This is a genomic window from Rhodothermus marinus (assembly GCF_009936275.1).
Classification (GTDB): Bacteria; Bacteroidota; Rhodothermia; order Rhodothermales; family Rhodothermaceae; genus Rhodothermus; species Rhodothermus marinus_A.
This window is the reverse complement of record NZ_AP019797.1, coordinates 2,217,329-2,239,600: the sequence shown is the minus strand read 5'-3', so window position 1 is coordinate 2,239,600 and position 22,272 is coordinate 2,217,329. Positions and strand designations below refer to the sequence as shown.

At 62.7% G+C, this 22,272-nt stretch carries 12 protein-coding genes; all 12 read left to right on the top strand.

Annotated elements, in window-relative coordinates:
• Positions 1 to 108: 108 nt before the first annotated feature.
• Positions 109 to 1,254, top strand: coding sequence for a tetratricopeptide repeat protein (locus GYH26_RS09660; RefSeq protein WP_161541473.1), 1,146 nt, complete (start codon positions 109 to 111; stop codon positions 1,252 to 1,254).
• A gap of 14 nt (positions 1,255 to 1,268) precedes the next feature.
• Positions 1,269 to 3,989 carry a tetratricopeptide repeat protein gene (locus GYH26_RS09655; RefSeq protein ID WP_161541472.1) on the top strand — a complete coding sequence of 907 codons (2,721 nt, stop codon included), beginning with the start codon at positions 1,269 to 1,271 and terminating at the stop codon, positions 3,987 to 3,989.
• A gap of 2 nt (positions 3,990 to 3,991) precedes the next feature.
• Complete coding sequence (locus GYH26_RS09650) at positions 3,992 to 5,725, top strand: CRTAC1 family protein (RefSeq protein WP_161541471.1); 1,734 nt, start codon at positions 3,992 to 3,994, stop codon at positions 5,723 to 5,725.
• A gap of 5 nt (positions 5,726 to 5,730) precedes the next feature.
• Positions 5,731 to 6,960 carry a tetratricopeptide repeat protein gene (locus GYH26_RS09645; protein WP_161541470.1) on the top strand — a complete coding sequence of 410 codons (1,230 nt, stop codon included), beginning with the start codon at positions 5,731 to 5,733 and terminating at the stop codon, positions 6,958 to 6,960.
• Positions 6,957 to 9,170 (top strand): CRTAC1 family protein, encoded by a 2,214-nt coding sequence (locus tag GYH26_RS09640; RefSeq protein WP_161541469.1) that lies wholly within the window; start codon positions 6,957 to 6,959, stop codon positions 9,168 to 9,170. Before GYH26_RS09645 ends, GYH26_RS09640 begins: the two co-directional genes overlap by 4 nt.
• A 543-nt stretch (positions 9,171 to 9,713) precedes the next feature.
• Complete coding sequence (locus tag GYH26_RS09635; RefSeq protein WP_161541468.1) at positions 9,714 to 12,977, top strand: TonB-dependent receptor; 3,264 nt, start codon at positions 9,714 to 9,716, stop codon at positions 12,975 to 12,977.
• Positions 12,978 to 13,039: 62 nt separating this feature from the next.
• On the top strand, positions 13,040 to 15,310 hold the full coding sequence (locus tag GYH26_RS09630; RefSeq protein WP_161541467.1) for a hypothetical protein: 2,271 nt from the start codon (positions 13,040 to 13,042) through the stop codon (positions 15,308 to 15,310).
• A gap of 92 nt (positions 15,311 to 15,402) precedes the next feature.
• Positions 15,403 to 16,455, top strand: a complete 1,053-nt coding sequence (locus GYH26_RS09625) for a PorV/PorQ family protein (protein ID WP_242006364.1) — start codon at positions 15,403 to 15,405, stop codon at positions 16,453 to 16,455.
• Positions 16,456 to 16,545: 90 nt separating this feature from the next.
• The gene (locus GYH26_RS09620; RefSeq protein ID WP_161541465.1) at positions 16,546 to 18,273 is read left to right on the top strand and encodes a CRTAC1 family protein; all 1,728 of its coding nucleotides are present in this window, start codon (positions 16,546 to 16,548) and stop codon (positions 18,271 to 18,273) included.
• 8 nt (positions 18,274 to 18,281) lie between these two features.
• Positions 18,282 to 19,484: a tetratricopeptide repeat protein gene (locus GYH26_RS09615; RefSeq protein WP_161541464.1), complete on the top strand. Its 1,203-nt coding sequence runs from the start codon at positions 18,282 to 18,284 to the stop codon at positions 19,482 to 19,484.
• Positions 19,481 to 20,689, top strand: a complete 1,209-nt coding sequence (locus GYH26_RS09610) for a tetratricopeptide repeat protein (RefSeq protein ID WP_161541463.1) — start codon at positions 19,481 to 19,483, stop codon at positions 20,687 to 20,689. The genes GYH26_RS09615 and GYH26_RS09610 overlap by 4 nt, the downstream gene beginning before the upstream one ends.
• A gap of 321 nt (positions 20,690 to 21,010) precedes the next feature.
• Entirely contained in the window at positions 21,011 to 22,270 is a 1,260-nt protein-coding gene (locus tag GYH26_RS09605; protein ID WP_161541462.1) for an MFS transporter, read from the top strand.
• Positions 22,271 to 22,272: the final 2 nt, after the last annotated feature.

The window sequence follows — 22,272 nt, the reverse complement described above, 5'->3', positions numbered from 1 at the left end:
CTGTCGGTTCTGATAGGAGGGGGGCTGCTGCTCGGTGGCGCAGGCTGTCGGGGGAAAACAGCATCCACACCACAAACGCTGCCGTTAACCCCGACGCAGGTAGCGCTGATGCAACAGGCCTGGCAGGCCTTCGAACAGGGAGCTTACCGAAAGGCAATTCATCTGGTCGATAGCCTGGAGCAGCAGGGCGTTCGCGCCGCAGCCCTCTATTTTTTGAAAGGACGCGTTTATCTGGAACTGAATCATTTCGACGCGGCCATCCAGGCGCTGGAACAGGCAAAGGCAATCGATCCGAATTATCCCGGAATCGATTATCAGCTCGGACATGCAGCGTTTTTGCAGGGGCGTTACCGGGAAGCCCTTACGCATTACCGACAAGCACTGGAACAGGTGGAGCGGACTTCTGGGGGGAATTCTCAACAGATGAGCCAGGATGTCCGGGAGCCGATCTATCGCCAGATCGGTCGCACCTATTTCTTATTGGACAGCCTGCAGGTGGCCCGCCGCTTCTATGAGAAGGCCTTGGCGCTCGACTCCACGCAGAGCGAAACCTACCGCTGGCTGTCGGAGGTGGCCGAGGTCGAAGGGCAGTTGGAGGATGCCCGACGTTATGCTGAAAAGGCGCTGGCGCTGGATCCCGGTCATTTCGAAAATCTCTACCGCTTTGCCACGCTTTTGCTGCGCACGGGGTATCCCCGGGATGCCGTGTATTTTCTGCAGGAAGCGTTTCGGCGCAATCCACACCATCGGGGTGTCAACTACAACTTGGGGCGCGCACTGATGCTGCTAGGAGAACGCAAGGCCGCTCAGTTCTATCTGGAACGGGCGCGCCAACTGGAAGAAGTGACCTCCAAGCTGGAAGACGCCAAGATGGCGGCCTATCAGTATCCGCGCAATCCCAGACGTTGGGCAGAACTGGCCGCGCTCTACGTGCAGACCGGTGACTACCTGGAAGCCCGTAAGGCGCTGGATGCCGCGCTGTTTCTGGATCCGGACAACCTGGCGCTGCAGAACGACCGGGCCAATCTGGCGTTACTCCTGGGCGATACGCTCGATGCGGTGCGGCGCTACTATCAGTTGCTACAGCGCGACTCGACGCTGGCCGACGTGTGGCTGAACCTGGGCGTCGTGTTGGCTGCGCAGCAGCAGTACGACGCCGCCCGAAGGGCCTGGCTCCAGGCCTTGCGCTACCGCCCGAATGATGATACCTTGCGGCGGTATCTGGCCGAACTGGAACGGCGACGTGGTTCCTGACCATGTGGTGACCTATGCCCCGCCCGCGTAAACGGCTGTTTCATCTGCCTGCCGGACAGCGCCGGCTCATAAGCATCTTGCTGGGCGGCTTCCTTGTGATGCTGCTCAACAGCCTGGTGCTCGTGCTGTTCGACCGCTCGACGGCGCTCGTCTACATGAGCAACGTGCTGCTGCACGTCGGACTCGGCCTGCTGCTGGTCGTGCCGCTCCTGCTGTTCCTGCTGGCGCATATCCGCACGATGCCGCTGCGCTGGAATCTTCGGGCGACGGCCGCCGGCGTGTTCACGGCGCTCTCCATGGGGGTGCTGCTCGTGAGCGGCATCCTGCTTTTCTGGGGCACGCCGACGCTGAACCGACGCGTGCTGCTGACGCTTCACGTCGTGAGCATGTTTACCTCACTGCTGGGCTTTCTCGTCCATGTGTCGCTCAAGCGAGGGGTGCGCTTTCGCTTTCTGCTGCCCGAGGGCATTGCCGCCTTGCGCCGGGGACAGGTCCTGCGCCATCCGCTGACGCTGACGTTCTGCGCGGGCGTGGTGGTCTCGGTTGCCTTCTTCCTGGTGCCCTGGCTCAAACAGCCCGATCCGGTCTACCTCGACACCGGCAACGAAAATCCGCTGGCTGCCTCCGAGGCCCTGCTGGCACACGAGGGCTTTTTCAAGGAGGCCACGCTTTCCGGCTCGAAAACCTGCGGCCAGGCCGGCTGCCACCCCGACATTTACGCCCAGTGGGAGGCTTCGGCCCACCATTTCTCTTCGTTCAACAACCCGTACTACCGCCGCTCCATCGAATACATGCTGGAGCGCCGACCGGTCGAGGCCGCCCGCTGGTGCGCCTCCTGCCACGACCCGGTCATGCTCTTTTCGGGACGCTTCGGCCACCGCATGCCGCTCGACACCACACACTGGACGGCCCACGAGGGCATCACCTGTCTTTCCTGTCATGCCATTACGGGGCTGCGCGACCTCCGGGGCAACGGCCGTTACGTGATCGCCGAACCCGATGAATATCCCTTTGCCCGAAGCACGAATCCGGTGGGGCAGTGGCTGCACCGCCAGCTCATTCGGGCCAAGCCGGAGCCACACCGGGAGGCCATGCTCCGACCCGTGCACCGTACCGAGCAGTTCTGCAGCACCTGTCATAAAGTGGGGCTGCCGCCCGCCGTCAACTACTACCGCTGGCTCCGGGGCCAGAACGAATACGACGCCTGGCAGATGAGTGGCGTATCGGGCAACACAGTGCGGTCGTTCTACCTGCCGGCACAACCGCGCACCTGCATCGACTGCCACATGCCCCTGGTGCCCTCCGACGACCAGGGCAACGACGGAGGCTTTGTGCGCAGCCACCGCTTCCTGGCCGCCAACACGGCGCTGCCCTTCCTCAAAGGCCACGACGAACAGCTCCGGGCTACGCAGGCGTTTCTGCAGGACTCCATCGCCACGGTCGATCTGTTTCTGGTGCGCGTCAACGGCCGCACCTACGGCCCCGACGAACCCATGCCCGTACTCCGACCCGGCGATCGGGTGGAGTTGACCGTGGTCGTGCGCAACCGTAAGGTCGGCCATACCTTGCCCGGCGGTACGAACGACTCGAACGAACTCTGGCTGGAGGTGATCGGACGTGACCCCGAAGGGCGAGCCGTGGTGGCCTCGGGACTGCTCGACGACGAAGGGCGGATCGATTCCACCGCGCACTTTTTTGGGGCCGTTTTTGTGGACCGAGCCGGGCAGGAGGCCAACAAGCGCAACCCGCACGACTTCCGCACGCCGGTTTACGTGAACGTGATCAATCCGGGCACGGCGCGAACGGTCCATTACCGCTTCACCGTGCCGCCCGGTCGTCCGATCACCGAGCTCTCGGTGGCCTTCAAACACCGCAAGTTCAAGTGGTACTTCAATAACTGGACGTTCCGGGGGCGCGTGGCGCCCGGCCAGCCCGACTCGCTTGCCACGCCCGAGGTGGACTACCGCCGCTGGATCCTGGATGAAGACCGCACGGCGCCCGCGCTTCCGATCACCACCATCGCCACGGCGCGCCGCGTGGCCGGACAGGTGCCCGAAAGCAACGTGCCGCTCTGGGAGCGCTGGAACGACTATGGCATCGGTCTCTTTCTGGAGGGCAACACCCGACGGGCGCTGGATGCCTTCGAGCAGGTGAGCCGGCTGGCCCCGGACAATCCCGAAGGGCCGATCAATCTGGCCCGCGTGCTGATCGCCGAAGGGCAGCTCGACCGGGCCATGGAGGCGCTGATCGAAGCCGAACGACGTCGCCCCGGCTACCTGAAGACCGCCTACTTCCGGGGCAAGATCTACCAGCGGCAGGGCGAATACGACCGGGCGCTGGCCGAGTGGATGCGCGTGGTCGAACGCTATCCACTCGATCGCGTCCTCCTGCAGGAGATCGGACGGATTCATTACCTTTCGGGCCGCTATGAAGAAGCACTCCGGTGGTTCGATCGCATCCTGGCCATCGATCCGGAAGACCTTGGCGGCCTCTACAATCGGATGCTGGCGCTGGGGGCGCTGGGACGCACCGAGGAGTTCCGGGCGGCGAAAGCTCGCTACGAATATCATAAGGTGGACGAAGAAGCCTCGGCCTGGAGTACACCCTACAAGCATCGCCATCCGATGGCCAACCGCGAGGCGCAGCCCATCCACGAGCACGAGCTGCATCCCGTGGATGAAAACGGACGGCTGCGTATAGCGCCGATGCTGGCCTGGCAAAACATCGATCGATAACCATGCCGAAACGACTCTGGGGAAGTCTGTTGCTCCTGCTTTTTGTCGGCTGCGAACGGGCCGAGCAGGTACAGAAGCCGGTGGAGGAAACCGCCTCCGTGGAGACCGTACAGATCGCCTTCACGGACGTGACCGAGGCGGCCGGGCTGAGCGCCTTCCGGCACGAGACGGGCGCCTTCGGCCAGAAGTGGTTTCCGGAATCGATGGGGCCGGGTTGCGGCTTCGTCGATTACGACGGCGACGGATGGCTTGACATCGTGCTGGTGGGCGGCGGCGTCTGGCCCGGCCACAGCGACAAGGACTGGGTGCGACCGCTCTGGCTCTTTCGCAACAACGGGGACGGGACGTTCACGGACGTGACCGACGAGGCCGGGCTCGGCCAGCTCAACGCCTACGGCATCGGCATCACGGCCGCCGACTACGACAACGACGGCGACGAAGACCTGTACTTCACCACACTCTGGAAAAATGTCCTCCTGCGCAACAACGGCGACGGCACGTTCACGGACGTTACCGACGAGGCCGGCGTGGCCGGCGACTCGGTCTGGAGCAGCTCGGCCATCTTCTTCGACGCCGATGGCGATGGCGACCTGGACCTGTTCGTGGGCAACTACGTCTACTGGACACCGGAAACCGACCTCTGGTGCTCACTCGACGAAAAGACCAAGGGCTACTGCACGCCCGAAGCCTATACGGGCGTGCCCCCCTACTTCTTCCGCAACAACGGCGACGGCACGTTTACCGACGAGAGCGAAAAGGCCGGATTCGTGCCGGCGCCGGGTAAGACGCTGGGCGTGGCCGAGACCGACTACAACCGGGACGGCTGGCCCGACTTGGTCGTGGCCAACGATACGCAGCCGGACCAGCTCTACCGCAACAATGGCGACGGCACGTTCACCGACATCGGCATGCTCAGCGGCATGGCCTACGACGAAAACGGCAAGGCGCGGGCCGGCATGGGCATCGACGCGGGCGTCGTGGACACCACCGGCCAGATCAGCCTCTTCGTGGGTAACTTTTCCAAGGAAATGATTGGCGTCTACCGCTACATCGGCAACGACCTGTTCATCGATCGGGCCGCCGTCTCCAAGATCGGCCGCCAGAGCCTCCAGACGCTGACGTTCGGGCTGTTTCTATTTGACGTCGATCTGGACGGCGACCTGGACCTCTTCGCCGCCAACGGACACGTGCAGGACGAGATCGAGCGCGTGCAGGATGGCATCACCTACGCGCAACCGCCGCACCTTTTCCTGAACGATGGGAATGGTTTCTTTGTGGATGTGGCGCCGAAAGTCGGAGGCGTCCTGACGCAACCGATCGTTGCCCGCGGAGCCGCCTACGGCGACTTCAACCGGGACGGGCTCGTCGATATTCTGGTGATCGAAAACAGCGGGCCGGCGCATCTCTGGCGCAACGATACAAAGGGGGCCGGGCACTACCTGCGCGTGCAACTGGTCGGCACGAAAAGCCATCCGCAGGGCATCAGCAGTCGGGTGGTGGTGCGGATAGGCAACCGGTGGATGGAGCAGCGGGTGCGCACCGGCGGAAGCTATCTGGCCGTCTCCGAGAAGACGCTCACGTTCGGGCTGGGTGCAGCGCGACAGGTGGACGCCGTCGACGTCGAATGGGCGACCGGATTGCGCGAGCGCTTCGGGCCCTTCGAGGCCAATCAGGAAGTGCGCCTCGTAGAAGGAACCGGCCGTCCGCTGGAGACGCTGGCGCGGGCAAGCTTCTGAGCATCATGCGGGGTCCGATCGGCCAGGCGGTGCCTGTTTGTGTGCTGCTGCTGGTGACGCTGGGCGCGTGCCGGGAGAGGCAACTGGCCTATTCGCCGCTGCTTCCCGAGGTACAGGCGCTGATGGCCCGGGCCGAGCAGGCGTTCGCGCAGCAGCAGTTCTCCCGGGCCATTGCGCTGGCCGACAGCGCGGAAACGCTTCAGCCAGAGCATCCGGACATTCTCTTTTTCAAGGGGCGCGTCTACACGCACATGCGACTGCTCGACGAGGCCGACAGCCTGTATCGGCTGGTGGCCCGTCGCGTGCCGGACTATCCCGGCGTCTGGCACAACCTGGCCAACAATGCCGCCCGGCGCGGGCAATTCCGGGAGGCGATTGCCCTGTTTCAGCGGGAGCTGGAGTACCATCCCGGGGCATTCTCGTGGCGGGGCATCGGACGGGCCTATGCGGAGCTGGGGCGTCCCGACAGCGCGCGGTTTGCCCTTGAGACCGCCCTTCGTTACGACAGCACCTATGCCGAGGCATGGCTCGATCTGGCCGAGTTGTATGAAAAAGAAGGCCGCTACGAGGAGGCGCTGCAGGCGGCCCGTCGGGCCTGGGAGCTTGCGCCTAGGAGTCTGGTGGCTCGTTACCGGCTGGGTAACCTGCTGTTGCTGACCGGTCAGCCGGCACAGGCGCGGCCGCTGCTGGAGTCCGTCGTGCAGGAGGCACCCTGGCATCAGGCAGCCCACTACAGCCTGGGGCGTGTGCTGCAGCAACTGGGCGAGACCGAAGCGGCGCGGCGTATGCTGGAACGGGCCGAGGCGTTACGTACGCTGCAGGCGAAGGTGGAGCAAGCCGAACTTCTGGTGGCCAACACGCCCCGCGATCCCTACGCCTATGCCACGCTGGGATCGCTTCTGCGGCGGCTGGGACAGTACCGGGAGGCACTCTATGCCTATCAGGTGGCGCACTTTCTGGCCCCGGATAACCTGGAGTTTCAGAACAACATGGCCGTGCTGCACCTGCTCCTGGGAGAGGAAGACCGGGCCATTGCCCTGCTGGAGGCGGCCGTGCGGCGCGACACGACGTTTGTCGATGGCTGGATCAACCTGGGTATCCTGTACGCTCGACAGGGGCGTCGCGAGGCAGCCCGACGTGCCTGGGAGCAGGCCCTTCGTCTGGCCCCCGATCGGCCCGAGCCCCGCCGCTATCTGGAAGGGCTGACCACTGCCGCACCGGATACGCTCCGATGAAGCGTGAAGCGTTGCGCTGGAAAATTCTGGGGATGGCCTTAATTGCCGGACTGGCCGCCTGTCGGGCACCTGAACCGTCCGTCACCCTGAGCAGCACGGCCCGCATGGTCGACACGCTGGCAGCCATCTACCGGCGGGCGCTGGCCGATCCCATGGCCTATTATCTGCTGAATAGCCGGCGTGCCGAGTGGTGGCACAGGCGGTTGGAGCAGACGGGGAGCAGCTCTCTTTCTCTTCGCTTAAACTATGCCCGGGAGTTGCTGGCGGCCGGTCAGACCGAAGCGGCCATCCAGAAACTGCAGGCGTTACTGGCGCGCTTTGGCACCTACGAGGGAGCGCCGGAGACGCGTCAGCTCCTGGAGGCGCTGGCTACGGCCTATTTCCGGCTGGGTGAGCAGCAGAACTGTCTGGCGTTGCCCCATCCGGAAGCCTGCATCCTGCCCCTTCAGGGCGGGGGCATTCACCGGCGCCGGGAAGCCGTGCAGCAGGCAGCCGCACTCTGGGAGCGGCTGCTCGAAAGCCGGCCGTTCGACTTTCAGTCGCGCTGGCTGTTGAACCTGGCCTATATGGCCATGGGCCGGTACCCCGACGGCGTGCCCGCGCGCTGGCGTATCGACGGGCTGGCGCCGGCACAACCGGGCGCGCCATCTTTTCGAAACGTGGCAATGGCGCTCGGCGTGGACGTGGTAGGGCTGGCCGGAGGCGTTTCGTCCGAGGATTTCAACGGCGACGGCTGGGTCGATCTGCTGGTCACGTCTTACGGGCTGAACGACCAGGTGCGCCTTTTCCTGGCGGACGGACAGGGCGGCTTCGTGGATCATACGGAGGCGGCGGGCCTGAAAGGGATTGTCGGCGGGCTCAATACGGTGCACGCCGACTATGACAACGACGGCGATGTGGACGTGCTGATTCTCCGCGGAGCCTGGCTGGGACCGGCCGGCCGCATGCCCAATTCGCTGCTCCGCAACAACGGAGACGGCACCTTTACCGACGTAACCTACGAGGCCGGACTGGGCTATGCCTGTCCGTCGCAGACGGCCGCTTTTGCGGATTTTAACCTGGACGGCTGGATCGATCTGTTCGTCGGGTGTGAATCGAACTGGGTCTCGGCCTGGGCGGTCGGTCTGGGCGGCTTGCCCGAAGACCAATTTGTCGAGTTTCCCTGCGCGCTCTACGTCAACAACGGCGACGGGACGTTTACCGACGTCGCTCCGGACGTCGGGCTGGACCTGAAGGCCATGGTCAAAGGCGCAGCCTGGGGCGACGTGAACAACGATGGGCTGCCCGATCTGTACGTTTCCGTCCTGGGCGGTCCCAATCATCTGTTTGTGAACCGGGGTGGGACAGATCCCCGAAACTGGCACTTCGAAGAGGCGGCCGAGCAGGCCGGTGTTACCGGGCCGCTGTTCAGTTTTCCCGTCTGGTTCTTCGACTACAACCAGGATGGCCTGGAAGACCTGTTTGTGGCCAGCTTCGATCTGCGTTATCTGGCCGAAACGCCTGCAGAATACGCTCTGGAATGGCTGGGCATCCGGCGCCGGAGCGAGCCGCCCGCGCTTTACCGCAACAACGGCGACGGCACCTTCAACGACGTGACCCGGGAGGCCGGACTGGACCGGGCCTGCTTCACCATGAGCGGCAACTACGGCGACCTGAACGGCGACGGCTGGCCCGATATGTACTGGGGCACGGGCACGCCCGACTTCCGGGCGCTGGTGCCCAATCGCCTGTTCAAGGGACGGGGCGAAACGTTCGAGGACGTAACGCTCATCTCCGGCACCGGACACCTTCAGAAAGGGCACGGCGTGGCAATGGCCGATTTCGACCGAGATGGCGATCTGGATATGTACGTCGTGCTGGGCGGTGCCTTTGAAAGCGACGTGTTTCCCAACGCGCTGTTTGAAAACGTGCAATCGACCGGCAACTGGATACAACTCCGTCTGGTAGGTCGACGGGCCAACCGTGCGGCCATTGGAGCCCGGATCCGTCTGGTTGTCCGGACGTCTGACGGTCGCCGCCGCGTGCACTACGCCACGGTGTCTTCCGGCGGGAGTTTCGGCGCCTCGCCGCTGATGTCCTGGATCGGTCTGGGCGACGCCACGCATATCGACACGCTGGAAATCCGCTGGCCCACACCGGACGGTCGGCGCGACCTGCATTTCAATCTGGAGGTGAACCGCACCTACGTGTTGGAAGAAGGACAGCACTGAACTGCTGTTCTGGCACGCTCCTGAAGGCTTCTACCTCGAGTTGTTCAGAAACGCGCCTGCGAACGTGCTTTTTATATGTTGACAGCTGGTTGCGGGTATGCCTGCAGTCAGGCAGGGCGCATCGGTGCATCGTTCAGTTCGTAGCTATCGGCAGGTTCGTGTCTCCTCGACAGCCTTTCCCTGATACGATTTCCCGGCTTCATGGTACATGCGCGCGGCATTCTATGACCACGCCGCTGAGAGCACGGGCGCGCACCATGGTGCGCCCCTACCGGACAAACGACGACGTTTCCACCAGGTAGGAGCGAACCACTGTGTTCGCCCTATTTATGTCGGGCACATTGGGATGTTCGCCTTCATGCACCGGTGAATCAGCTGAGGCACGTTCTCTACGAGGTCAATGAATCTGAATATGAAGAAATTGTAAAGGAATAACGAGGGATAGGAAGCTTGCAGGGGTTCTGCATCTCTACATAATGAAAAGTTTTTGCAGCGATCTTGAAAGGTTTCTGAAATCCAAAACCAGCCGGAGGAGCACTTGCAATGAGACTGGTACGGGTATGCTGCACCTGGGTGGCCCTGCTTGTAGTCGGTGTTGCGACTGCATGGGCCCAGACAGGCAAGATTGCGGGCGTGGTGACCGATGCGGAGACGGGTGAGCCCTTGCCCGGTGTGAACGTGGTCATCGAAGGGACCACGATGGGTGCCACGACCGACGTCGAGGGCTACTACGTTATTCTGAACGTGCCGCCCGGCGAATACCGGGTGCGGGCCTCGTTCGTCGGTTACGCTCCGGTGGTAGCCGAGAACGTGGTGGTCAACATCGGGCTGACGACCGAACTCAACTTCCAGTTGCAGCCGCAGGCGGTCGGTCTGGAGGAGGTGGTCGTGGTGGCCGAGGAGCCGGTGGTGAAGCCGGACGTGTCGGCCTCGATCGCCAACATCCGGGCCGAGCAGGTGGAGAACCTGCCGGTGGTCAGCGTGGCCGACGTGATCAGCCTGCAGGCGGGGTTTGAGCCGGGTTTGACGATCCGTGGCGCTGGCGGTGATCAGGTGGCCTTTGCCGTGGACGGGCTGACGCTGGCCGACCCCCGTGGCAACACGCCGATTCTGGGAGTCAGCTTCACGGCCATCGAGGCGGTGCAGGTTCAGACCGGCGGCTTCAATGCGGAGTATGGCAATGTGCGGAGCGGTCTGATCAACGTGGTGACGAAAGAGCCGTCGACCGAGCGCTACTTCGGCGACATCCTGATGCGGTATTCCACCCCGTCGCGGCCCTATTTCGGCCCCCTGCCCAACGACATGGAGGCCTATTATATCAAGCCTTTCCTCGATACCACGCCGCTGGAGGGGTGCGCTCGCGGCGTAGCCTATTGTGGCACGAGTGTCTGGCCGAGGTGGATGCAAGAGCTGTACCCGGATCATCAGGGCTGGGATAACCTGGCGCAGGGAACGCCCTGGACGCCCGAGCAGCTGTATTCGGCCTACAAGTGGCTGGTTCGGAAGGATTTCACCATTCGCGAACCGAATTATGAACTGGACGGCACCATCGGCGGACCGGTGCCGCTGGTCAGCCGCTATCTGGGCAATCTGCGCTTCACGGCATCTTATCGACAGGTGCAGACGGCGCTGATGTTTCCGGAGCAGCGGCCGGCCTACCAGGATCGCATTTTCCAGGGGAAGCTGGTCTCGGACGTGGCCAGTGGCGTGAAACTGACCATCGACGGACTTTACCGGAAGCAGAAGGGGCATGCAGCGCATCGTGATGGGCGCGGCACCATTCTGACCGGTGAGATGCCCCGGTATCCCTGGGACAACCGGGAAGATCTCCTGCCGGTCCAGATGAACATTGGTTTCAACATCAACATGGCTCTGTTCGGCGACTGGGGCTTTAGTCCCACGAACATCACCCAGTCGATGATCGGGGCCAAACTGACGCATACGCTGAGTCCGGCCACGTTCTACGAAGTGCAACTGCAGCGCATCGAGTCGGACTACTTCACCTTCATGCCGCGTCCGCGTAGGGGCGGCATTACCGGGCCGAGCGAGATTGTCGTGTGTATCCGTCGGGATGGCACCTACACCGATCCGGTGAACGGCCAGTGTGCCGACGGGGAGCTGGGCATGTCGGAAGCCCCGATGGGCTACAAGCAGTCCTATGAAAACGCACCAACCCCGACACCCTTCGGGTTGCTCGGGTCGCAGGCCGGTTCGGCGCGCGACAGTTCGAACATCGTACGCTATGCCGCTCGTGTGGACCTGACCAGTCAGGTTAACCGCGTGCTGCAGGTCAAGACGGGGCTGGAATACATCTTCAGTGACTACCACATCCGGCATGGCGTCTACGACCCGGCCAACCCGCACCACGAAAACGAGAAGTTCCGCTGGGACCGCACGCCCGTACAGGCGGCCTACTATGCGCAGGCCAAGCTGGAGTTCAAGGGCATGATCGCCAACCTGGGCGTGCGCTTCGATTACTTCAACCCCAGCGGCAAGTGGTACGAATATACGGCTTTCGACCGGGCGCTCTCGGCAAGCGTGGGCATTCGGGGCATCGACCAGGCCCTTTCGCGCAAGCCGGTGAAGAAACAGCTCACGGTGAGCCCGCGCCTGGGCGTTTCGTTCCCGATCACCGACAACAGCAAGCTGTACTTCAACTACGGTCACTTCCGCCAGATGCTCACGCCGCAGGACCTGTTCCGTGTCGAGTACATCTCGAACGGAGCGATTTTCAGCATCGGTAACCCGAACGTGCCGCTGCCGCGCACGATTGCCTACGAGCTGGGCTTCGAACAGAACATCGGCAATCAGTTCCTGCTGCGGCTGGCGGGCTTCTACCGCGACATGCACTACCAGGCGCGTGAGGTCGAATACATCAGTGTGGACGATGCGGTGGACTACTTCCGCGTAGAGCCGCTCAATTATGGCGATGTGCGTGGCTTCGAGCTGACGCTCGAAAAGAACCGGGGGCGCTGGATTCGCGGCTTCGTGAACTACACGTACCTGGCGCGGAAGTTCGGCAACTTCGGCTTCGGACAGATCAACGAAAACCGGGCCGAATTCCGGCAATACCTGACGACCACGACGGACCACTATCCCTGGGCGCCGGTACCGGAGCCGTTCGCCCGGTTCAACCTGGAAATCATCGTGCCCAGAGATTACGGGCTACTGCTGGGCGACTGGCGCCTCAACCTGCTGGGCGAGTGGCGCGCCGGCGCCAAAGGCACCTGGAACGGGCAATCTTTCACCTTCGGCCCGGGCAACGATCCGGAGATTGCCTTCAATACGAGCTGGAAGGACTACTACAACCTGGACCTTCGCCTCAGCAAAAACTTCGAGACGTCGGCCGGACGGCTCCAGTTCTTCGTGGACGTAACCAATGTGCTCAACTTGAAGCGCATGTACTGGAGCAACGAGTCGCCGTTTGAGGGGCCCAACGACATGCTGAACTACTTCCGCTCGCTGCACCTGCCAAGCGACATCTTCGGCGAGGAGTTCGATCCGGGTTACGTCTGGGTGCCGGGCAACGACAAGCCAGGTGATTTCCGGAAGCCCGGGGTAGCCTACGACCCGATCTATGCGGTGGTGAACATCAATCAGGTGACGGAGCCAATACCTAATGTCCTCTACTGGGATAAGGCGACCGGCCAGTATATGACCTATACGAACGGCCAGTGGCAGCCCGCCGACCCGAAACGCGTGGACTACGTGCTCAAGAACAAGGCCTACATCGACAACCCTGACGAGACGTATCTGGCCTTCCTGAATCCACGCGATGTCTACTTCGGCGTGCGGCTCACATTCTGATGTCAGCACCAACCATGCGCTGTAGAAGATTTTCAACCATGACAAGTCAGGGAGATTGGCATATGAAAGTGGTTCGTCGGTTAACAGTACAGACGGCCGGTCTGGTTCTGGTGCTGTTGCTGGGAGCCGGGCTGGCCCGTGACGGCCGGGCGCAGTGGAACATGCGCTGGCTGTCGGTAGGCGACTTCCAGCACCGCTACGTGGGCGGAGGGGCCCAGCCCGAAACCTACGACGAGGTGATGTTCCAGTGGCCGGGCATCCGCCCGCAGGTGTCCTACATGCACGGCCAGGCGCTGTGGATCAGCGTCAAGAACTTCACCAACGAAGAAGGGACCCATTTTCCGGTGCGGGTTTCGCACATTGGTCCCCGTACCGAGGGCATTGGTGAGTTCTTTGAACGCAACATAAGTCTGATCGGACGTTTCGAGGCTCCGCTGGTGCTGGTGGACGGACTCGAATCATTCCGCCGCCCGGCGCCGCTGGACGAGGTGGACCCTGAGCTGAAGGCCGACCGCATGGTCTATAATGAGGTGAACACCTCGGTCGGCATTACGATGATCCGCAAAGCCTATCAGCTCAGCAACGAGTTCCACGACGACTATCACATTGTAGAGTATTCTTTTATTAACACGGGAAATGTGGATGGGGACGACGAGATCGAGCTGCCAGACCAGTCGCTCGAAGACGTGTACATCACGATCATTCGTCGTCCGAAGATCAACGCGCCGGCAGGCTCCTGGGGCGGTAGTGCCAATGCCACAGCCTGGGGCGGCTACGTGATGACGGACGCCGTCGGCGACGGCTACCAGGACTACGGTCTGGATGAAACCTGGCGGGGCCATTTCTCCTGGCTAGGCTACATCCCCGAACAGACGCGCTTCAACACGATCGGCAACCCTATGTGGGAAAACACAGTCGGCTGGTGGTACACGCTCGATGTGGATACCGTCGGCCGACTGGGCGGTGCAGCCATGGTGGGCACCTTCGTGCTCCATGCCGACGGCCAGCCGCACGACCCAGGCACCGTGCTTCCGGATGATCCGGCCCAGCCGCGCGTGATGACCTACCTCGACTCGGACGATGGCGATTTGACCGGGAGCAACAACCACAACAACGTCCAGGGCATGCAGCTGGAGCGTCAGTGGATCGAGCAGGGCGCGCCGGTGCGGCAGTACAGCACCACGGGTTGCACCTGGACGGGCCTTCGCACCACCCCCTCGCAGGCCTTCTGCGCCTGGCCACCGCCGGATCCCAATGCGCCGGTCGACTTCGTCAAGCACTTTGCCGCGCAGAAGAGCGATCCGCGTATTGGCTATAACAGCTGGAGCTATGCCTACAGCTTCGGCCCCTTCGACATGGCGCCCGGCCAGGAAGTGCGGGTCGTGCTGGTCGAAGGTGTGGCTGGCCTGAGCGATGCGCTCAGTCTGGAACTGGGTAGGTGGTACAAACGGCAGGTGCTGGCCAACGGCGTCGATGCAGCCGATCAGGCCATCTTCTGGTGGAATCCCAAAACGAATCAGCGCTGCAACGAAGGTGAAGAAGGCTGCATCGGCATGACCAAGAACGAATGGGTCATGACCGCCCGCGACTCGCTCTTCCAGATGATAGAACGGGCCCGGGCCGTCTATGCCAACGGGTTCGACGTCATCCGGCCACCCATGCCCCCACGCCGCTTCGAGGTAACCTCCGGGGTCGATAAGATCACGATTGAGTGGGAACCCTATCCCGGCGAGGAGCCGCCGGGCGGCTGGGAGCTCTACCGGGCGCAAAATCGGTACGACGGTATTCCGGCTCCCGACGATCGTACCGTCTACAAGCTGATCGCCAAACTCCCGCCTAACGCGACCCGTTACGAAGATACTGACGTGTCGCGCGGTGTGGCTTACTACTACTACCTCCAGGCCGTCGGCGAGCCTACACCGATCGATCCGCTGGCCATCAACGGTACGCCCGACGGACGGCCGCTGCGCAGCAGCCGGTACTATGCCCAGACCTACGACCCGGCCATCCTCAAGCGGCCGCCGGGCGAGACCATCTTCAAAGCCCGGGTCGTCCCGAACCCCTACATCATCGCGGCCGACCAGAACCTGCGCTGGCCGGACCAGCAGGATAAGCTGGGCTTCCTGGACATCCCCGGCCAGTGCACAATCGAGATCTACACGGAACTGGGCGAGCTGGTGAAACGGATTGAGCACACCGACGGCAGCGGCGACGAATACTGGGACCTGACCACGGATGCCCGGCAGGTGGTCTCCAGCGGTATTTACATCGCCGTCATCAAAGACCACACGACCGGACAGCAGTTGATCCGCAAGTTTGTCGTCATTCGATGAGCCGTGGTGGGGAGGCGGGCGCTGCCCGCCTCCCCGCTCACAGATTTGTCGCAAGGGATGCTCTAAAAAACGAATTCAAAACGATGATTCCTATGAAGATGCATCTACCACGCTGGCAATGGGGCCTGCTACTGCTGCTGCTCTGGCTGGCGCCCCGTGCCGATGCGCAGCAGATCGGAGAAAGCGGATTCCAGCAGGTAAAGCTTGAAAAGCGGGCCCAGACGGGGCTGAAGTTTCTGAGCATGTCGCTCGATCCCCGTCTGGCGGCTATGGGATCGGCGGCTACGGCGCAGAGCCTGAACACGTCGCTGGCCCTGCTTTACAATCCGGCCACGATGGCCCAGATGACCGACCGCTTTCATCTGGCGCTGATGCAGGCCCAGTGGATCGCCGACATTCGTTACAACGGCGGGACGCTGGCCTTCAGTCCGAGCGGTGGGATCTACGGGGTCTTCGGTGTCTCGGTGGTAGCCGTCGACTATGGCGAATTCCTCGGCACGATCCGAGCCGACAACGAGAGCGGCTACGAGGACATCGGCACCTACAGCCCCACCGCGCTGGCCGTGGGCTTCGGGTATGCCCGGGCGTTGAGCGACCGCTTCGCCGTGGGGGGGCAGGTGAAATACGTCCGTCAGGATCTGGGCACCTTCCCGGTCGCCTTCGGCGATGGCGGCGACCTGATCAGCAAAGATTACAACAAAAGCACGGTCGCTTTCGACTTCGGCGTGATCTACCACACGGGCTTTCGGAGCCTGACGTTTGCCGCCAGCGCCCGCAATTTTTCGCGGGAGTTGAAGTACGAGCAGGAAAACTTCGAGCCCCCGCTGACCTTCCGAATCGGGGTGGCCATGAACCTGCTCGACCTGACCAACCAGGATCCCAACATGCACAAACTGCTGGTGGCCATCGATGCCGAGCGCCCGCGTGACTTCGACGAGCGGTTGCACATCGGCGCCGAATATGTGTTGATGAACACGCTGGCGCTTCGGGCCGGTTACATCTATCCGTCCGACGTGGAAGGCGCCAGCCTGGGCGTGGGGATCCAGCAGCGCTTCGGCTCGGTGGGCTTCATGTTCAACTATGCCTACACGGCGTTTGACACCTTTGACAACGTAAATCGTCTGGGCATTCAACTTTCGTTCTGAAGCAGAACATTGTAAATTGTAATAGTCGCATGGCGCGGTCTGTCCACTTCGGGTGGGCAGACCGCTTTTTTCCGAAGACGTCGTGGATAGATGGTGGGCAGGCGGACGGTTCTCAGGTGGCTGCTGATCGGCGGGTTGCTTGCAGGTTGTGGCGCGCAGGCTCCGGAAATGCCGGAGCAATCGACCGTCGAAGCAGAGGGGCCTGTATTTGAAGACGTAACGGCAGAAGTCGGTCTGAGCGACTTCAGGCACGAGACCGGCGCTTTCGGACAGAAATGGATGCCGGAAAGTCTGGGGGGTGGTGGCGGATTTGCCGATCTCGACGGCGATGGCTGGGTGGACATCGTTCTGGTTACCGGTGCGCACTGGCCCGGGCACGGACCCGCACTCCCGGCACTGACCGTCTACCGCAACCGGGGCGATGGCACCTTTGAGCCCTGGACGACCCAGGCCGGTCTGGATCGGTATACCGCCTACGGCATGGGAATCGCCGCGGCCGACTACGACAACGACGGCGATACGGATCTTTTCCTGACAGCTCTGGGGCCCAACCTGCTTTTTCAGAATGACGGACAGGGACGATTCAGAGAAGTCAGTCGTGAGGCCGGTCTGAGCGGCGATACCAGTTGGAGCACGGCGGCCATCTTCTTCGACGCCGACCGCGATGGCTGGCTGGATCTGTTTTACGGCAATTATGTGGACTGGACGCCTGAAACCGACCTTTTCTGCACCTCCGACGGCTTCCACAAAGACTACTGCACACCTCGCCAGTACAACGGCGTGTCAGGACGCTTCTTTCACAACAACGGCGATGGTACCTTTACCGATATGACCGAAGCCGCCGGTTTTGCCGGAATGCCCGGTAAGACGCTGGGCGTAGCCGAACTGGATTTCAACCGGGACGGATGGCCCGATCTGGTTGTGGCTAACGATACGCAGCGCGACCTGCTCTTTGTCAACAACGGCGACGGCACGTTCACCGAGCGCGGGATGGTGGCCGGGATCGCCTTCGACGCAAACGGCCGCGCCCGGGCGGGCATGGGAATCGACGTGGGCTTTTTCGGACCAGATGCCACTCCGGTGATCGCCATCGGTAACTTTTCCAGCGAAATGGCCGGATTCTACCAGTACATGGGAAACGGCGTGTTCGTCGATCGCGCCCCGCAGGTCGGGATGGGTTCGCCTACGTTGCTGACGCTGACGTTCGGGTTGTTTTTCTTCGATCCGGACCTGGACGGCGATCTGGACCTGCTGCTCTGCAACGGGCACATCATGGCAGACATCGCCAGCGTACAGGATGGCGTCACCTTCCGACAGCGTCCGCAGCTTTTCCTGAACGAAGGGGCAGGGCGCTTCCGGGAGTACCCGCCGGTCGGTGTCTGGGCAAAGCCGCTGCTGGGGCGAGGGGCGGCCTATGCCGACTATGACCGGGACGGCGATGTGGATGTGCTGCTCATCGAAAACGGCGGGCCCGTGCATCTCTGGCGCAACCGGACCGATCCGGGGCGGCCGGGCGCCCCGCACTTTGTCCAACTGGCACTTCGGGGCGTGCAGAGCAATCGGGACGCCCTGGGCACGCAACTGATTTTCTATGCAGGTGGTCGTCGCCTGGAGCGGCGTGTGCACGGCGGCAGCAGCTACCTTTCGCAACTGGAGTACATCGTAACGGTGGGGCTGGGGCCGCATACGCAGGTCGATTCCCTGGTGGTATGGTGGCCGAGCGGTCTGCAGCAGCGCTTCGAGCAACTGGCCGCCGACCACCGCTGGCTGTTGATTGAAGGGCAACCTCCTCAACCCTATCGACCGGCTATACCATGAAGTGCGGCGTGTGGTTGATATTCGGCCTGCTGCTACTGACGGGTTGCCGGCAGAATTCTCCGGAATCGGTGCCGCTACCTCCGCAGGCCGAGCCCTTTCTCCAGCAGATGCAACAGGCGCTGGCGACGCAGCAGCTGACGCTCGCGCTGGCGATGGCCGACAGTGTGGAGCGCTATGCGCCGGGCTGGCCGGACGCGCTGTTCGTTCGTGGCCTGGTCTATATGCAGCAGCGGCGTTACGACGCGGCGGCCACCGCCTTCCGGCAGGTGCTCGAGCGGCAACCCCACTATCCGGGCGCCTGGTTCAATCTGGGGCAGAATGCGGCGCTGGCGCGTCGCTACCGCGAGGCCATTGGCTACTACCGGAAAGAACTGAAACTGGCCGAGGAGGTGTCGACGTCGGCGCAGACGCTGGCTGCCGTGTGGACCCAGATGGGCAACGCCTATGAGCAGCTGACCCGGGACGACAGCGCCCGCGCGGCCTATGAGCAGGCGCTCCGGATGGATTCGACGTACGCCGAGGCTCATGCAGGGCTGAGTCGACTGCTGGAACGTGCCGGCCGGTATGAAGCGGCGCTCCGCCACGCAGAACAGGCAATGGCACTGGCGCCCGCACGGCTGGATTACCGCTATCGGGTGGGAGCACTGCTGGTGCAACTGGGGCGATTTGAAGAGGCGATCCCGCTGCTGCAGACCGTGGCGCAACACTGGCCCGGACACGACGGCGCCGCCTACAACCTGGGACGCGCGTTGATCGCCACCGGCCGTCAGGAAGAAGGACAGCGCTACCTGACACGGGCCGACTCGTTACAAAAGCTGACCGAGAAACTGTTGCATGCCCGCCGACGCACGGAACTGCAACCCGACGATCCGGACGCCTGGTCGACATATGCCCGCCTGCTGATGGAGGCCGGCTATCTGGACCAGGCCTACACGGCCCTGCAGACCGCTCTGACGCTTGCCCCGGGCAACCTGGCACTGCTCAGCAATCTGGCCGCGCTACAACTCGCCATGGGGGATACCGCCGGTGCCCTGAAGGGATTGCAGCTGCTGGTCCGGGCCGACTCGGGCTTTGCCGAGGGCTGGTTCAACCTGGGCGTCGTCTATGCGATGCTCGGCGATAGCGAGGCCGCCCGTGAGGCCTGGCGGCGCACCCTGCAGTTGAATCCGGAGCATGAAGCAGCCCGTGCCTATCTCAGCCGATTGCAATGAACTACCGACACACAATTTTTTACGTCCTGCTGAGCGGAGTAATGCTGGTGGTCGGTGCCTGCAGCAGCCGCCAGACCGAGCGGCGTCCGGTCGATCCGCGCGTCCGGTCGTTGCTCCTGCAGGCCGAACAGGCGCTGCAGCATTACGACTTTGCCCGGGCGCTGGCGCTGGCCGACAGTGCCGCCCACTACGACCCTGATGAACCGGCCATCTATTTTCTGCAGGGGCGCCTCTATGCCGAAATGGCCCAGTTCAACCGGGCCGAAGCCGCCTACCAGGAGGTGCTGCAACGCGACCCGAATTTCCGGGGCATCTGGCACAACCTGGCCAACCTGAAAGCCCGGCAGCATCGTTTTCGGGAGGCCATTGCGCTCTATCAGAAGGAGTTGCAGCGTTATCCCGGAGCACCTACGTGGCAGGCCATGGCCCGGGCCTACCGCGAGCTGGGTGTGGTCGACAGCGCCGCCTACGCCTACCGGCAGGCCTTGCAGCTCGACAGCACCTACGTGCCGGCCTACATCGGCATGACGCAACTCCTTGACGATGAAGGACGCTTTGCCGAGGCGTTGACCTATGCGCAGCGAGCGCAGGCCCTGGATCCGGACAATCCGGAAACGAACTACCTGCTGGGCGAGCTGCTGATGAAAAACGGTCGGTTCGCTGAGGCGCTACCGTATCTGCAGCGTGTGGTGGCGGCCTGGCCCTGGCATGCCGGCGCACACTACAGCCTGGGACAGGCGCTGCTACGCGTGGGGCGCCGGGAGGAAGGCGAGGCTGCGCTGCAGCGTTATGAGCAACTGCGCGAACTGAACGCCCAGGTGCAGATGCTGGAAGAGGCCGTCCGTACCACACCCGACAACCCCTATGCGTTTGCCGCGTTGGGAGCGGCCCTGCGTCGAAGCGGTCGCTACGAGGAGGCGCTGCGGGCCTACACCATTGCGCTATTCCTCTCTCCGGATAATCCCGAGATTCTGAACAACCTGGCGGCGCTTTACTTTGTGCAGGGCGACACGCTGGCGGCCATGCAGACGTACCGCCGGGCGTTGCAGGCCGACTCGACCTTCATCGATGCCTGGCTGAACCTGGGCGTGTTGCATGCGCTGCGTGGAGAACGCGCGGCCGCCGCGCACGCCTGGCGCCAGGTCCTGCGCTACGACCCGCAACATGAGGCGGCCCGTCGCTACCTGGCCCGCCTGCAGCAATAAAGAATGCCGCCCACGCGACGATGGCCTGTGCGGTGAACGCGCCCCTTCGATAGTGGCCTCCGACAAGACCGCCCCGGCGCACTTGCTCCGGTTCCAGACCTATCCTGCTGCAGGCCGCCGCGTCTCACCCCTGTAGAAGCAAGTCCCGGTGCCCGCACAGAACGCTTCTGCATCGATCGCTCAGAAAGACTTTTTCTATCAACGTGGGAGCGCTTCCAACCAGAAAGGGACACTTTTCAGACTTGAGTTTTTCCATTATTTTGTTCTAAACTTTTTCACCAGAACTAAGCGCTTTCACCCACCAACAGCCTCCCTGCAGCCATGAAGCGGTTTCTCGGTGCGCGACTCAGCGCGATGATGTTTCTGGAGTTTTTTATCTGGGGCGCCTGGTACACGTCGGTGGCCGTCTACATGGCGGCCGAGGGCATGGGCACGCTCACGCACTGGCCCTACACGGTCAACCCGATCGCGGCCATCGCCGCCCCGTTTTTCCTGGGCCTGATAGCCGACCGCTACTTTGCCACGGAAAAAGTGCTGGGCGTGTTGCATCTGCTGGTGGTCTTGCTGCTGGTGCCGCAGTTCAGCGGGGCGCCTGTCGCGTTCATTCTGCTGCTGTTGCTCTACAACCTGTGCTACATGCCCACGCTGGGACTGGCCAATTCGCTGGCGTTTCACCACATCCAGAGCCAGGAGAAGCAGTTTCCGTTGATCCGTGTGTTCGGAACGATCGGCTGGATCGTGGCCGGACTGTTCGTGAGCTTCGTGCTGAAGGCATTTGTAGCTGAGGGACGGCTGCCCGAGCAGACGCCGCTGCCGCTTTACACGGCGGCCGTGGCGAGCATTCTGCTGGGGCTCTACAGCTTCACGCTTCCGCACACGCCCCCGCCGGCCGCAGGGCAACCCGTCTCGATTCGGAGCATCGTGGGCCTGGATGCGCTTGAGCGGCTGGGGAGCAAGCCGTTCTATGTGTTTCTGGTCAGTTCGTTTTTGATCTGCATTCCGCTGGCGGCCTACTACAACTTCACGCAGCTTTTCCTGGAGGCGACGGGCTTTCAGAACATTGCGGGTACGCAGACGCTCGGGCAGATGTCCGAGGTGGTCTTCATGCTGCTGATGCCGGTGTTCTTTGCACGACTGGGTGTCAAGTGGATGCTGCTGGTGGGAATGGGCGCCTGGGTGCTGCGTTACGTGCTGTTTGCGCTGGCCGCGCCGAGCACGATCTTCTGGATGATCATCCTCGGCATTCTGCTGCACGGCATCTGCTACGACTTCTTCTTCGTGACGGGTCAGATTTACGTGGATAAGAAATCGACGCCGGAGATCCGGGGCCAGGCGCAGGGTATGCTCGTGCTGGTGACCTACGGGCTGGGCATGCTCATCGGCGCCCAGGTGGCGGGCAACCTCTACAACAGCTTCCTGAACGGTGCCGAGGCGCTTTCGCTGGAGGCCTGGCAGCAGTTCTGGTTCATTCCGGCGGCCTTTGCGGCGGTGGTGATGGTGCTCTTTGGGCTGCTGTTCAACGACCGGGTGGAGCGGGCGCCGGCCACGGCGGCAGGCGCTTCGGCTGTGGTCGAAAAATGAGG